Here is a 14,131-nt window from a genome sequence, read left to right on the forward strand (position 1 = left end):
GGGGGAGGGGAGTGGGGAAGGCGAGGACCGCGCAGATCCCGGCACCGGCGAACCCGGCCAGCGCCGAGGCCCACGTCGGCGCGCGGAGGGCGAGGAGCGCGACGGCGAGGACGATGGGGATGAGCGCCAGCAGTCCGGACATAATCACTTTTAATGGATTGAGATCTACTATCAGAGATTACATTAGGATGGCACCATGGCGAAGTCAGAGGATCCCGGGGCGCGGGTGTTCGGGGCGCGCATCCGGGCTCGCCGCAAATACAGCAATCTCACCCTCAACGAGCTCGCGATCCGGGCCGGCATCTCCCGGGCCGCGCTGTCGAAGATCGAACGCGGTGAGCAGGACACGTCTGTGTCCAACGCGATGGGGCTCTCCCGCGCGCTCGGCGTCGACGTCGGCGAGCTCCTCGCCGAACCCGAGGTGCTCGTCACCCCGGCCGACGCCATCGTCCCGCACGCCACCTACGGTCCCGGGACCTGGCGCCGCGACCTGCCCTCGCCGAGTGAGAACATCGAGGTCATCCACTACTCGCTCGAACCCCGCAGCGAGACCTCGCCCTTCGCCGCCCACCGCTCGGGATCCCGGGAGACCTTCTTCGTCCTCGCCGGCACCATCGAGATAGTCACAATCGACCGCCGCACGATCCTGCGCGCCGGCGACTGCGCACAGGCCCCCGGCGACGTGCCCCACCAGCTCGCCAACCCCAGCGACCGCTCGGCAGAGCTCATGCTCATCATCACCTGAGCCGGATCCTCACCGGACCGGCGTCAGCAGCGGAGCCGCCGGCCGGGACCGGGCGACCGCCTCGGCGACCTTGACGCACCTGACGCGACTCGGGCATCCTTGTGAGGTCCCACAGTCGAGCGAAGGCAGCGCCTGAGAATGAAGTGACACCTCATTTCCGCACCCGCGGGTGATTCGGACCCGCACCGCACCGCGTGCACGAAATGAGATCACTGATGCCCTCTGCCATCACCCTGTCCGGACTCGGATACCGCCTCAGCGACACCGAGATCCTCACCCGCCTCACCGCCACGATCCCGCTGGGACTCACCGGCCTCGTCGGTGACAACGGGATCGGCAAATCCACTCTCGCCCGGCTCCTCACCGGCGCGCTCGCCCCCACGACGGGGACCGTCACCGGTGCCGCCGGCGCCGTCCACATCGACCAGCTGCTGCCGCACACCGACGACCGCGTCGACGCGATCCTCGGCATCGACGGCATCCGCACGAGCCTGCATCGAGCGCTGCACGGCGAGGCCGCACCAGCCGACTTCGACATCATCGGGGAGGACTGGGACATCGAGGAGCGGGCCCTGTCCGCCCTCGCCGAGGTGGGGCTCGCCCTCACCGCGGACGACCTCGACCGTCGGGCCTCGACGTTCTCCGGCGGGGAGGCGATGCGGATCGGTCTCGCCCGCGCGGCGATGGTCGGGTCCGCGTGGCTCATCCTCGACGAACCGAGCAACAACCTCGACGCGGCGGGCCGGGCCCTGCTCACTGAGCTGCTCGCACGCCGGCCCGGGCCCACCCTCGTCATCTCCCACGACCGCGAGCTCCTCGATGCGATGACGACGATCGTCGAGATGACCGATCAGCTGCGCGTCTACGGCGGGAACTACACCGCGTACGAGGAGATGGTCGCCGCCGAGGAGGAGGCGAAACTGGCGCGGCTGACCGATGCGAAGAAGGCCCACGCGATCGAGAAGCGCCAGCGCATCGACCTCGAGACGACGCTGGCGCGTTCGGACCGGAAGGCCGCGAAGGACAAGGCGAGCAAACGCCGACCGAAGATCGTCATGAACGGACTCACCGACTTCGCGCAGAAGTCAGCGGCCAAACGGCGCGGGGACAAGGCCGCCGACGAGGCCGCGGCCGCCGCTGCCGTGCAGACCGCGAAGGACGCGCTGCGCCGGGACTCCTCGATCACCCTCCACCTGCCCGAGACCGAGGTCCATCCGAGCAAGCGCGTCCTCGAGGTGCGCACGAGCACCCTCGAGCGCCCGCGGACGCTCGTCGGACCGGAGCGGATCCGGCTCACCGGGCCCAACGGCGCGGGGAAGTCGACACTCCTCGCCGCCGTCCGCGGCGCCGCACCGACCGCGGACGGCGACAGCGGTGGGTTGGGCGGCGATCACGGCGACAGCGGCGGGCCGGGCAGCGGCAGCCTTGTCGACGAGCTCTTCCCCGGCCTCGAGCTGCAGGTGTCCGTGCCGATCGGCCACCTCGACCAGCAGTACCGCCTGCCCGCCGCGCTCAGCGTCATGGAGGCGGTGCGCCGGCCGAACCCCGGTCTTGAGAAGCACCGCATCCACGAGGTGCTCGCCGCCATGGGCCTGCGCGCCGAGCGGACCGCCCAGCTGTGCGGCACGCTCTCGGGCGGGGAGCGCTTCCGCGTCGCGCTGGCCGCGACCCTGCTCTCCGACCCCGCCCCGCAGCTACTCATCCTCGACGAACCCGGCAACAACCTCGACGTCGCCTCGCAGCGGGCGCTCACCTCGGCGCTCGAGGGATACGGGGGAGCGATGCTCGTCGTCACCCACGACGACCGCCTCGCCGCCGACCTCTGCCTCGACGCCGTCTGGGAGGTGCACGACCTGCGCGGGGAGGACGACCGGTGAACGGCCGTCCCGCGCACACGCCGCCCGGCACTCCTCCCGCGCACACGTCGCCTGGCACTCCTCCCGTGCCGACCCACGGGCGCGGTGTGACCAGGGAATATGCCGCACCGCCTCGGTGTTGCGGGACTGTGAGCAAGGGGACGATGCCCGATTTGGCAGGCTTTGGGATAATGGCATGGTGAGTGTCATCAGCCCCAGCCCAGAATCCACCGCCCAGACCGTCGAGCCGCTGCGCATCGGTCCCATCGAGCTGTCCTCCCCGGTCGTGCTCGCACCGATGGCGGGGATCACGAACACCGCGTTCCGGCGCCTGTGCCGCGAGTACGGGGCGGGCCTCTACGTCACCGAGATGGTGACCTCCCGCGCGCTCGTCGAACGCAGCCCCAAGAGCATGCGCATCATCCACCACGAGCCGTACGAGACCCCGCGCTCCGTCCAGCTCTACGGCGTCGACCCGGTGACGATCGGACAGGCCGTGCGGATGCTCGTCGACGAGGACCGCGCCGACCACATCGACCTCAACTTCGGCTGCCCGGTCCCCAAGGTCACCCGCAAGGGCGGCGGCTCGGCCCTGCCGTGGAAGAAGGACCTCTTCCAAGCGATCGTCACGACCGCCGTCGAGGAGGCCGACCGCGGCGGCATCCCGCTGACGGTGAAGATGCGCAAGGGCATCGACGCCGACCACCACACCTACCTCGACGCCGGGGAGACCGCGCGCAACGCCGGGGTCGCAGCGATCGCCCTCCACGGGCGCACGACCGCCGACCTCTACTCCGGAACCGCGGACTGGGACGCGATCGCCCGGCTCAAGGACCACCTCGGCGACACCGTTCCCGTGCTCGGCAACGGTGATATCTTCTCCGCCGAGGATGCGCTCGAGATGATGCGCACGACCGGCTGCGACGGGGTCGTCATCGGTCGCGGATGCCAGGGTCGGCCGTGGCTGTTCGGTGATCTCGCGAATGCGCTGAACGGCAGCGCCGATCGTCATCGTCCCGGACTCGCCGAGGTGGCCCGGGCGGTGCGTCTCCACGGCGAATACCTCGTCGACTACTACGGCGAGGAGTTCTACGGGGTGCGCGACCTGCGCAAGCACATCGCGTGGTACTTCAAGGGCTACCCCGTCGGCGGCGACCTGCGCAGCCGGCTGGCGATGGTCTCCTCGCTCGCCGAGCTCGACGCACTGCTCGCCGAACTCGGCGACGCCCCCTACCCGGGTGAGGCCGCCGAAGGCTCGCGCGGACGGACCACCCGTCCCAAGCGCCCCCACCTGCCCGAGGGCTGGCTCGACTCCCGCGTCTTCGATGAGAGCGGCTCCGCCGATCTCGCTGAGGCCGAACTCGACGTCTCGGGAGGATGAGGATGCCCACCGACACCTCCGCGCGCATCGCCCGGGCCTCGGGCAGCGTCGCGGACTACTCGCCGCGCGACGAGGAGCGCTGGGTCATCGAACCGGCGAAGAACCCGCGCCGTTCGGCCTTCCAGCGCGATCGGGCGAGGGTCCTCCATTCCTCGGGGCTGCGCCGCCTCGGAGCGAAGACGCAGGTCGTCTCGCCCGGCACCGACGACTTCGTCCGCACCCGGCTCACGCACTCCCTCGAAGTCGCACAGGTCGGGCGCGAACTCGCCCGCTACCTCGGCTGCGACCCCGACATCGTCGACACCGCGTGCCTGAGCCACGACCTCGGGCATCCGCCCTTCGGCCACCACGGGGAGACGATCCTCGACCGGCTCTGCGCCGACATCGGCGGATTCGAGGGCAACGCGCAGACCCTGCGCCTCGTCACCCGGATCGAACCGAAGGTCATCGCCCCCGACGGCCGTCCGGCCGGGCTCAACCTCACCCGGGCCAGCCTCGACGCGCTGACGAAGTACCCGTGGCCGCGCGCCGAAGCCGCGGCCGGGCGACGCGACTCCGGGGTGCGGAAGTTCGGCGTCTACGACGACGACCTCGCCGTCTTCGACTTCTACCGGGACGGCGTCGACAACGGCCGCCGCTGCCTCGAAGCCCAGGTCATGGACTTGGCCGACGACATCTCGTACTCCGTTCACGACGTCGAGGACGCCGTCGTCGCCGGTCACCTCCGCCTCGGCGAATTCGCCGACGAGGTCCGCCGCTTCGAGCTCTTCGAGATCACCCGCCAGTGGTACCTGCCCGAGACCGATGACGCGGAGATGGACAAGGCGCTCACCAGGCTGCAGGCCGCCGCGTACTGGCCGGCCGAGGACTTCGACGGGTCACGGCGGGCCCAGGCGGCGCTCAAGCACATGACGAGCCAGCTCATCGGCCGCTTCGTCGGGGCCGCGGAGGCCGCCACCCGTGAGGAGTACGGCTGGGAGCCCCTCAACCGCTACGCCGCCTCCCTCGTCGTGCCCGAGTCCACGGCCGTCGAGATCGCCGTGCTCAAGGGCATGGCGACACTGACCGTCATGGTCGCCGAGGACCGCCTGCGCCTCCACGACATCCAGGACACCGTGATCACGAACCTCGCCGAATGGTACGACGCCCACCCCGACGGGCTCGACCCGATGTTCGCCGCCGACCACGCAGAGGCCGCCGACGACGCGGCCCGGCTGCGGGTCATCGCCGACCAGATCGCCTCGCTGACCGACCATTCGGCGTGGACGCTCTACCACCGGATCCAGGCGGGGGCGGGGGACCGGCTCTAGACCATGGCGGGACTCATCAAGCGCGAGGACATCGACGAACTGCGCTCGCGCACGCGCATCGACGAGGTCGTCGGAGAGTTCGTCACGCTCAAGACCGCGGGCATCGGCTCCCTCAAGGGACTGTGCCCGTTTCACGATGAGAAGACCCCGTCGTTCCATGTCCGCCCGCAGGTCGGGATGTACCACTGCTTCGGCTGCGGGGAATCCGGTGACGTCTTCACCTTCCTCCAGAAGGTCGAACAGCTCAGCTTCGTCGAGGCCGTCGAGATGCTCGCCGGCCGCATCGGCATGCACCTGCGCTACGAGGACGGCAAAGGCCCCGACCGAGAGCAGGCGAGCAGGCGGCAGCGCCTCCTCGAGATGCACGAGGTCGCCGAGCGCTTCTTCGCCGCAGCGCTGTCCGAGGAGGCCGGGCAGATCGCGCGCGACTTCCTCGCCGCGAAGGGCTTCCCGGTCGGTGAGCACCCCCGCTTCGGCATCGGCTTCGCCCCGAAGTCGTGGGATGCCCTGACCGGTCATCTGCGCCGGGCCGGCTTCAGCGATGAGGAGATCCTCGCCGCCGGTCTGGCCAGCGAGGGCAGCCGCGGCATCTACGACCGGTTCCGCGGACGCGTGATGTGGCCGATCCGGGACATGACGGGGCGGACGATCGGCTTCGGGGCCCGCCGGCTCTTCGACGACGATCAGGGGCCGAAGTACCTCAACACCCCGGAGACCGCGCTCTACCACAAGAACCAGGTGCTCTACGGCCTCGATCTCGCCAAACGCGACATCGCGAAGACCAAGCGCGTCGTCATCGTCGAGGGCTACACCGACGTCATGGCCGCTCAGCTCTCCGGCGTCACCCAGGCGGTGGCGACGTGCGGCACCGCCTTCGGCGCCGAGCACGTCAAGATCGTCCGCCGGCTCTTAGGCGATGACCCCAGCGGGCAGGTGATCTTCACCTTCGACGGCGACGAGGCCGGGCAGAAGGCGGCGCTCAAGGCCTTCGAGTTCGAGTCCGAGTTCACCGCGCAGACCTTCGTCGCCGTCGAACCCTCGGGACTCGACCCCAACGATCTGCGGCTGGAGAAGGGCGATGCGGCGATCCGTGAGCTCATCGAGGGCCGCAAACCGCTCTTCGAGTTCGTCATCACCACCGCGATCGCGCAGTTCGACCTCGACACCGTCGAAGGCCGGATCGCGGCAGTGAAGGCCAGCGCCGAGGTGCTCGCGGGGATCCGTGACCGCAACAGTCTCAGCCACTACCACCGGTTCGTCGCCGGGCGCATCGGCGTCGACATCGACGAGGTCGAGGCGGCCGTCAAGACCGCCCGGAGACATCCGCGCCCGACCGGGTCCGACCGCGGCCGCTCGGCACAGGGGCCCGGACAGACCGCCGGAGCGCGCCAGGGTCAGGGTGCCGGCCCCGGGCGCGACCAGGCTGTCCCGGCCCACCCCGGGCAGCGACGCGAGCAGGCGCACCCGCCCAACGGCGAGGGCCGTCCCACCGGCGGCCGCCGGCAGCAGGCGAGCCCGGCCGCTGACGACGTCGGCATCGAGTACGTCTACGACGAGCGCCCCGACGTCTCCGATCTCTCCGCACCGATCACCCCGACGCGGCTGAAGACGGAGAAGGGCGCGCTCATGGTCGCCCTCCAGCACCCCGAGTTCGTCAACGCGAAGCTCTTCGACTCGCTGTCGGAGAAGGCCTTCGAACATCCCGGACACCGCCGGATCCAGGCGGCGCTCAAGCAGGCCGGGGGACTGCGCGCGGCCGCCGCTGCCCCCGGACGGTGGACCGAGACCGTCATGGAGGCCGCCGGCGACGAGCTCGGACCCGACGTCGCCCGTCTCCTCGTCACCCCGCTGCCGGTGTCCGAAGGAGTGAGTGCGGAGAAGTTCGCGCAGGGAATCGTCGCGAAGCTCTTCGACTACGACCTCGAGCGCATCGCCAAGGAGCTCCACTCGCGCCTGCAGCGCCAGAGCTCCGGCGATGCCGAGGCGCAGACCGCGCTCCTGCGCCAGCTCCAGGTCCTCGAGCAGCACCGGGTGCGACTGCGCGAACTCATGACCTGAGATCCCGCCCTGCGGAGGCGGCGAGACGCGTCGGAAGAGTGAAATACTGCACAGATGCAATTTTGCAGTTGATGAAAAGTTGCATCTAGTGCAGAATTATTCGCATGGCTGAGAACGAATCGCTGCGGACCCGGAAAGCCCGTGAGACCCGCACCGCCATCCATGAGGCGGCGCTCACGCGCGTCCTCGACGAAGGGCTCGAAGCGACGACGGTGGCGAACATCGCCGCCGACGCCGGCGTGTCCCCGCGGACGTTCTTCAACTACTACGCGACGAAGGAAGACGCGATCGTCGGTCTCGACGTCGCGAACATCGACGACCAGCTCGTCGCCGACTACGTCGAATCCGACTCAGGCTTCGACACGCTCGCCGAGGACACCGCGAACTTCGTGCGCGAGGCACTCCTCATCGGCACCGAACCCGGACTCTCGAGTCGCCGGCGCGAGCTCTTCGTCGCGTATCCGCAGCTCGTGGGCCGACGCTTCGACCAGGTCGAGGCGCTCGAGGAGCGGGTCTCCGAATACGTGCTCGCCCGGCTCCGGTTCCTCGGTCAGGAGTTCTCGACCGAGGACTCGGCATGGCGCAGCGCCCGGATGCTCACCCAGATGTGCATGGTGCCGCTCCACCATGCGATCCGCGTCGTCAAGCACGCACCCGAACTCGTCGTCGACGAGGAGAGCACCCAGCGGATCTACGACGATTCCCTCGGGCTCTTCCTCAAGGTGCTCGAGAGACTGCGATGAGGACATGACACCGCCCCGCGGTCACGGAGTCGGCGAGGACAGAGACCATTGCGCTGAGAGAACAGATGAGGGAAGAATGAGGGCCGAGAGCCAGGACATGACACAGACAGCCGAAGCACCTGAGAACCACAGCAATGACGCCGCCCCGATGACGACCTCGGCGATCATTCTCCTCTTCGTGGGGTTGATGATCGCGATGTTCATGTTCTCCCTCAACCAGACCGTGCTCGCCACGGCCCTGCCGACGATCGTCGGCGAACTCGACGGCGTCGACCAGATGCTCTGGGTGTCGACGGCCTTCATGCTCGCCTCGACGATCATGATGCCGATCTACGGCAAGGTCGGCGACCTCTTCGGCCGCAAGCCGCTGTTCATGTTCGCGATCAGCTGCTTCCTCGCCGGCTCCGTCTTCGCCCTCCTCGCCCAGGACATGTCGCTGCTGATCTTCGGCCGGGTCCTCCAGGGCATCGGCGGTGGGGGCATGATGATCCTCTCGCAGTCGATCATCGCCTCCGTCGTCCCACCGCGCGAGCGCGGCAAGTACATGGGCATCATGGGCTCGGCCTTCGCCGTGTCCTCGGTCGCCGGCCCCCTCATCGGCGGATGGCTGACGGAGGGCCCCGGTTGGCGCTGGGCGTTCGCGATCAACTTCCCGCTCGGGATCATCGCCCTCATCGCCGCCGCGGTCTTCCTCAAGATCCCCAAGCAGACCCACGGCCCACGGCCGAAGATCGACGTCGGCGGCATGGCGCTCATCTCCGTCATCACCTCGTGCATCGTCCTCGTCTCCGCGTGGGGCGGCCACGACTACGCGTGGGGCTCGTGGCAGATCAACGGTCTCATCGTCCTCGGGGCGCTCGCGATCATCGCGTTCGTCATCGTCGAGGCGAAGGTGAGCGAACCGGTCATCCCGCTGTGGCTGTTCAAGAACCGCGACTTCCTCCTCGCGACGATCGCCGGTCTCTTCATCGGCGTGAGCATGTTCGGCGTCCTGTCCTACATGCCGACCTACCTGCAGATGGTCCACGGCATCGACGCGACCGTCGCCGGACTCATGATGGTCCCGATGATGGGCACGATGCTCATCTCCTCGACCCTGACCGGCTTCGTCGTCGCCCGCACCGGCAAGTACAAGCGCTACCCGCTCACCGGCATCCTCCTCATCGGCGTCTCGCTCATCCTGCTCTCGACCCTCAAGGCCGACAGCCCGGTGTGGGAGCCGATGGTCGGACTCGCCCTGCTCGGCCTCGGCCTGGGACTGAGCATGCAGATCCTCGTCCTCGTCGTCCAGAACGCCTTCCCCGTCGAGATGGTCGGCACGGCGACCGCGTCGAACAATTACTTCCGCCAGGTGGGCGCGACGCTCGGCATGGCGTTCATCGGCTCGGTGTTCACCCAGCGCCTGCTCGAGAACATCGAGTCCGGCATCCGCAGCCTCGCCGCCTCGAACCCGAACCTCGAGCTGCCGCAGATCTCGTCGACCGGGCTGACCCCGCAGATCGTCGGGGACCTGCCCGAACCGATCCACGCGCTCATCATCAACGCGTACAACGACGCGCTCGTCCCGCTCTTCCTCTGGGTCGCGCCGCTGGCGTTCCTCGGCTTCGTCATCCTCCTCTTCCTGCCGAACACGCCGCTCGCGTCGACGCTGAAGAGCCAGGACGCCGCCGCCCGTGAGCATGTCGTCACCCACGAACACGCCGCCGAGGTGCCCGTCGACGCCGATTCCTCGCTGCAGGGGCCATCCGATAGTCTGGCTGTGCCGCTGACCACGAAGGACTCCACGGATGACGACACTGACGATTCTCAACCCGCCAGGCAGCCCGGTTCCCGACCGGCTCACTGAGCTCGGCCGCCGTGACGACGTCGACATCCGCATCGTCACGGCAGACCGCCTCGGCGAGGCCCTGCCCGGCACCGAGGTGCTCCTCCTCTGGGACTACTTCTCCACAGCACTGACCGAGGTCTTCGACGCAGCCGACGAGCTGCGCTGGATCCACGTCGCGGCCGCCGGTGTCGATGCGCTCCTCTTCGACGAGCTCATCGCCTCCGAGGTCGTCGTGACGAACGCCCGCGGAGTCTTCGACCGGCCGATCGCCGAGTTCGTCCTCAGCCTCGTCCTCATGCACGCGAAGTCGGCGCTCGGCTCGCTCGCCGACCAGCGGGAGCACCGCTGGAACCGACGCTCGACCCGTGACCTCGCCGGCACACGGGCCCTCATCGTCGGCACCGGGGCGATCGGTCGGGAGATCGCCCGCGTGCTGCGCGCCCTCGGCGTCGACGTCAGCGGGGCGGGCAGCCGTGCCCGCAGCGGGGACGCCGACTTCGGCGACGTCATCGACTCCGCCGACCTCGCCGCGCACCTGACCGGGGTCGACTGGGTCATCGACGTCGCCCCGCTCACCGACCGCACCGCGGGTCTCTTCGACGCCGAGGTGTTCGCGGCGATGGAGCCGCACGCGGTCTTGGTCAACGTCGGCCGCGGGGCGACCGTCGACACCGATGCCCTCGTCACCGCGCTGGAGACCGGGGCGATCGCCGGCGCCGGCATCGATGTCGTCGACGTCGAGCCGCTGCCGGCCGACCACCGGCTGTGGGAGGCGCCGAACGTCATCATCACCCCGCACATGTCCGGTGACACCGAGGGGTGGCGCGAGCGGCTCCTCGATCAGTTCCTCGACCTCGTCGAGACGTATCTGTCCGGTCGCCCCTTCGCCCACACCGTCGACAAGGAAGCAGGGTACGTCCGATGAGCACCGCTGAGGTCCCCGACGACCGGGCCTTCCTCGCCCGCACCCTCTCCGACCTCGTCGCGATCCGCCGGGCCCGGCTGCTGAGCATGCTCGTGCTGGCGATGGCGATGCTCGTCGCGGGTCTTGGCGCGGCGCTGCAGGCCCAGGGGGAGCGGGTCGACGCCGTGCTGCTCTTCTCGGCGTTCAGCCTCATCATGATCGGCATCGTCTGCGCCCTCGGCGCGCTCGTCGCATGGACCCGGCTGCGCCGCGACATCCTCGACTCCGTGGCGGCCAGACGACCGGCGAGCACGCGGGCTCCACGGTCGAAGGGCGGGGGCATGGCGGTGGCGATCGCCTTCGTCGTCCTCGGGATCCTCCTCGGCTTCCTGCTCGTGCCCGAGACGCCCATCCTCGCCGGTGCCGTCGTCCTGTCCTGCCTGCTGCTCGCGTGCCTCGGTCCGATCTGGGCCCATGAGCTCTCGACCGGCGATGACCGGCTCGCGTTCATGCTCGCCGACGACGACGACCTTGCCGCCCGGTTCGCGACATTCACCCCGATCTGGCTCCACGACGCGATGGAGACCGAACGCGCGGCCCGCGAGGACCGCTGAGAGACCGGCCGCCTCGGTGCGGGCCCGATCCGACTGCGGATCACGCTGCGCGCCGAAGACGACGAAGCGCCCCCGTCCGAGAGGTCGGGGGCGCTTGCCGGTCGCTGACGATCAGTTCGAGACTGCGGGGAACGACGGGGTGTCGACGTCGGCCATCTCGGCCACGCAGCGGATGACCTGGTGGCTGTAGCCGAACTCGTTGTCGTACCACACGTAGACGACGACGCGGTCCTCGTCGACGATCGTGGCCAGACCGTCGACGACACCCGCGCGTCGCGAGCCGACGAGGTCGGTCGAGACGAGCTCGGGGGAGGCGACGTAGTCGACCTGGTTGCGCAGCGGCGAGTTCATCGAGGTCTCGCGGAGGAATCCGTTGAGCTCGTCGACGGTCGTGGGGTTCTCGAGGTTGAGGTTGAGGATCGCCATCGACACGTTCGGGGTGGGCACGCGGATCGCGTTGCCCGACAGCTTGCCCTTGAGCTCCGGCAGCGCCTTGGCCACGGCCTTCGCCGCACCCGTCTCCGTGAGCACCATGTTCAGACCCGCCGCACGTCCGCGACGCGAGCCCTTGTGGAAGTTGTCGATGAGGTTCTGATCGTTCGTGAACGAGTGCACCGTCTCGACGTGGCCGTTGCGGACGCCGAAGCGGTCGTTGAGCGCCTTGAGCACCGGGGTGATCGCGTTCGTCGTGCACGAGGCCGCCGAGAGGATCGTGTCGGCGTCGGTGATGTCATGCGAGTTGACGCCGAAGACGATGTTCTTGATGTCGCCCTTGCCGGGAGCGGTGAGGATGACCTTTGCAGCACCCTTGGACTGCAGGTGCTTCGACAGGCCCTCTTCGTCGCGCCACTTGCCGGTGTTGTCGACGATGATCGCGTCGTTGATGCCGTACTCGGTGTAGTCGACCGTCGAGGGGTCATCGGAGTAGATGACCTGGATGAGGGTGCCGTTGGCGAGGATCGTGTTGTTCTCCTCGTCGACGACGATGCTGCCGTCGAACTTCCCGTGCACCGAGTCGCGGCGCAGCAGGGACGCGCGCTTGACGATGTCGTTCTCCCCGCCCTTGCGCACGACGATGGCCCGCAGGCGCATCCCGGTGCCGCCGGAGCGTTCGATGAGGATGCGGGCGAGCAGACGGCCGATGCGTCCGAACCCGTAGAGGACGACGTCGCGGGGCTCCCCGTCGGAGGACTCGCTGCCGATGACCGACTCGAGCTCCTCGGCGAGGAACTCCGCCGTCGAGGCGGACTGCTCATCGCGCTTGACGATGAGGCGACCGAGGTCGATGCGCGCGGAGCTGAGGTCGAGCTCGGCGAGCGCCCGGACGACCTCGAGCGTGGTTTCGATGTCGAGCTCTTCGCCGAGGAAGTGGCGGGCGTAGCGGTGGGCCTTGATCATGCCGGTCACGGACTTGCCCTGGAGCGAGCGCCCGAACAGGGTGAGCAGCACGTCGTTGTTGCGGTGGAGGCGGCCGACCAGCGGGATGAGTTCTTCCGCGGCAGTCTGCTTCTTCTCCCACTCGTCGAGACGAGCGGCTGTTGCTTGAGTCAAAGGTCGAGTCCCCTTATATTCAATTGGTCGATTCCCGCCCCAAGTCTACCGTGTCGACCCCGCGCTCCTTGACCGGCGTTCGTCGTAGCGCTTGAACCCGAGCAGCGTGAGCGCGACGAGTCCGACGCCGGTGATGAGAGCGCCGAGGCTCTGGACCTGAAGCTCGGGCGCGACGAACCTGCGGTGCGGGGCCGAGTCCTCCGGCAGCGGCGGCGGCACCGCGGTGCCGATCCAGGCGGCGACGAAGAGGATGATGCGGGCGAAGACGTTCATCGTCAGCATCACGGCGATGATCGACCCGAACACACCCGCGGCCTTCCCCGCGGAGAAGAGGTCGACGAGGACGGTGGCGAGGTTGAGCAGGATCGTGAAGGCGACGGCGCCGATGAGTGAACCGCGCACCTTCGCCTGCTGATTGACCGGATGCTCGGGCAGCATCGTGAAGAGGAACATGAAGATCAGCCACGAGGCGCCGAAGGTGATGATCATCGGGACGACGACGAGGAGGCCCGACATCCAGCCGGAGAGGTCGAAGAGATCGGTGATGAAGCTGCGCAGCCCCGTGCCGATGACCGTGAGGCCGGCGGTGAGCAGCAGACCGACGATGAGTCCGAGCAGGGTCACGGTGTTCGAGAAGAACTTCTTGACCAGCGGCTGGTTGACGTCGTCGTCGAAGTCGTCGTGGAGCTGGGCGCGGACGGCCGCGCCGAGGTTGCCGATGAATCCCTGCCCGGTGTAGAGACCGGCGAGGATGCCGAAGATCCCGACCGCCTGCCAGTCGTTGAGGAATCCCTCGAGCTGGTCGGTCAGGGTCGAATTGCCGGGGGAGAAGTCCTCGATCTGCTGGGTGATGACGGGAACGAGGTCGGGTCGGACGACGTCGAGGACGAAACCGAGTCCTGCGAAGGTGAACATCGCGATCGGAATGACCGCGAGAACGAGGAAGTACGTGATCGCGGCCCCGAACTGGTTGCCCAGGCGCGTGATGAAGCGCTGGACGGCGCGAACGAGATGGGCGGGGCCGGGCTGATTGATCGCCTGGTGGCCGGCTTCGGCCATGGGACTGCGTGAGGCCAGGATCTTCGCTGGTGTCACTGGGTGCTCCTCCTTCTTGGGCATCGCCTTACAGACTATCCGCTGG

11 protein-coding genes are annotated in these 14,131 nt (G+C 68.6%); 9 read left to right on the forward strand and 2 right to left on the reverse strand.

Going from position 1 to position 14,131, the window contains the following annotated elements; genetic code table 11:
• The first annotated feature begins 196 nt into the window (after window positions 1-196).
• The 9 genes from FFS20_RS00005 (at window position 197) to FFS20_RS00045 (ending at window position 11,439) form a co-directional block, all read left to right on the forward strand.
• On the forward strand, window positions 197-745 hold the full coding sequence (locus FFS20_RS00005; RefSeq protein ID WP_137823898.1) for an XRE family transcriptional regulator: 549 nt from the start codon (window positions 197-199) through the stop codon (window positions 743-745).
• A gap of 215 nt (window positions 746-960) precedes the next feature.
• Window positions 961-2,622, forward strand: a complete 1,662-nt coding sequence (locus tag FFS20_RS00010; RefSeq protein WP_137823899.1) for an ATP-binding cassette domain-containing protein — start codon at window positions 961-963, stop codon at window positions 2,620-2,622.
• A 175-nt stretch (window positions 2,623-2,797) separates the two neighbouring features.
• Entirely contained in the window at window positions 2,798-3,982 is a 1,185-nt protein-coding gene (gene dusB / locus FFS20_RS00015; RefSeq protein ID WP_137823900.1) for a tRNA dihydrouridine synthase DusB, read from the forward strand.
• Window positions 3,983-3,984: 2 nt separating this feature from the next.
• A complete protein-coding gene (locus tag FFS20_RS00020) occupies window positions 3,985-5,292 on the forward strand; it encodes a deoxyguanosinetriphosphate triphosphohydrolase (RefSeq protein WP_171006925.1) in 1,308 nt (435 codons plus the stop codon).
• 3 nt (window positions 5,293-5,295) lie between these two features.
• The gene (dnaG, locus tag FFS20_RS00025) at window positions 5,296-7,350 is read left to right on the forward strand and encodes a DNA primase (RefSeq protein ID WP_137823901.1); all 2,055 of its coding nucleotides are present in this window, start codon (window positions 5,296-5,298) and stop codon (window positions 7,348-7,350) included.
• A 104-nt stretch (window positions 7,351-7,454) separates the two neighbouring features.
• Window positions 7,455-8,093: a TetR/AcrR family transcriptional regulator gene (locus FFS20_RS00030; RefSeq protein WP_137823902.1), complete on the forward strand. Its 639-nt coding sequence runs from the start codon at window positions 7,455-7,457 to the stop codon at window positions 8,091-8,093.
• A gap of 4 nt (window positions 8,094-8,097) precedes the next feature.
• Window positions 8,098-9,939 carry an MDR family MFS transporter gene (locus FFS20_RS00035; RefSeq protein WP_283202115.1) on the forward strand — a complete coding sequence of 614 codons (1,842 nt, stop codon included), beginning with the start codon at window positions 8,098-8,100 and terminating at the stop codon, window positions 9,937-9,939.
• Entirely contained in the window at window positions 9,881-10,846 is a 966-nt protein-coding gene (locus FFS20_RS00040) for a D-2-hydroxyacid dehydrogenase (protein ID WP_137823904.1), read from the forward strand. The genes FFS20_RS00035 and FFS20_RS00040 overlap by 59 nt, the downstream gene beginning before the upstream one ends.
• Window positions 10,843-11,439 (forward strand): hypothetical protein, encoded by a 597-nt coding sequence (locus tag FFS20_RS00045; RefSeq protein ID WP_137823905.1) that lies wholly within the window; start codon window positions 10,843-10,845, stop codon window positions 11,437-11,439. Before FFS20_RS00040 ends, FFS20_RS00045 begins: the two co-directional genes overlap by 4 nt.
• 111 nt (window positions 11,440-11,550) lie before the next feature.
• On the opposite strand, the gene FFS20_RS00050 is transcribed toward FFS20_RS00045, so the two are convergent.
• On the reverse strand, window positions 11,551-12,990 hold the full coding sequence (locus tag FFS20_RS00050; protein ID WP_137823906.1) for a glyceraldehyde-3-phosphate dehydrogenase: 1,440 nt from the start codon (window positions 12,988-12,990) through the stop codon (window positions 11,551-11,553).
• A gap of 45 nt (window positions 12,991-13,035) precedes the next feature.
• Window positions 13,036-14,109: a YhjD/YihY/BrkB family envelope integrity protein gene (locus FFS20_RS00055; protein WP_249356318.1), complete on the reverse strand. Its 1,074-nt coding sequence runs from the start codon at window positions 14,107-14,109 to the stop codon at window positions 13,036-13,038.
• Window positions 14,110-14,131: the final 22 nt, after the last annotated feature.

The sequence above is a fragment of the Brevibacterium sp. 2SA genome, from assembly GCF_005502845.1.
GTDB lineage: Bacteria > Actinomycetota > Actinomycetes > Actinomycetales > Brevibacteriaceae > Brevibacterium.

Excerpts from the sequence above, each read along its gene's own strand:
- FFS20_RS00005 (WP_137823898.1), top strand. The coding sequence starts at position 197 with ATGGCGAAGTCAGAGGATCCCGGGGCGCGGGTGTTCGGGGCGCGCATC.
- FFS20_RS00010 (WP_137823899.1), top strand. The coding sequence starts at position 961 with ATGCCCTCTGCCATCACCCTGTCCGGACTCGGATACCGCCTCAGCGAC.
- dusB (WP_137823900.1), top strand. The coding sequence starts at position 2,798 with ATGGTGAGTGTCATCAGCCCCAGCCCAGAATCCACCGCCCAGACCGTC.
- FFS20_RS00020 (WP_171006925.1), top strand. The coding sequence starts at position 3,985 with ATGCCCACCGACACCTCCGCGCGCATCGCCCGGGCCTCGGGCAGCGTC.
- dnaG (WP_137823901.1), top strand. The coding sequence starts at position 5,296 with ATGGCGGGACTCATCAAGCGCGAGGACATCGACGAACTGCGCTCGCGC.
- FFS20_RS00030 (WP_137823902.1), top strand. The coding sequence starts at position 7,455 with ATGGCTGAGAACGAATCGCTGCGGACCCGGAAAGCCCGTGAGACCCGC.
- FFS20_RS00035 (WP_283202115.1), top strand. The coding sequence starts at position 8,098 with ATGACACCGCCCCGCGGTCACGGAGTCGGCGAGGACAGAGACCATTGC.
- FFS20_RS00040 (WP_137823904.1), top strand. The coding sequence starts at position 9,881 with ATGACGACACTGACGATTCTCAACCCGCCAGGCAGCCCGGTTCCCGAC.
- FFS20_RS00045 (WP_137823905.1), top strand. The coding sequence starts at position 10,843 with ATGAGCACCGCTGAGGTCCCCGACGACCGGGCCTTCCTCGCCCGCACC.
- FFS20_RS00055 (WP_249356318.1), bottom strand. The coding sequence starts at position 14,109 with ATGCCCAAGAAGGAGGAGCACCCAGTGACACCAGCGAAGATCCTGGCC.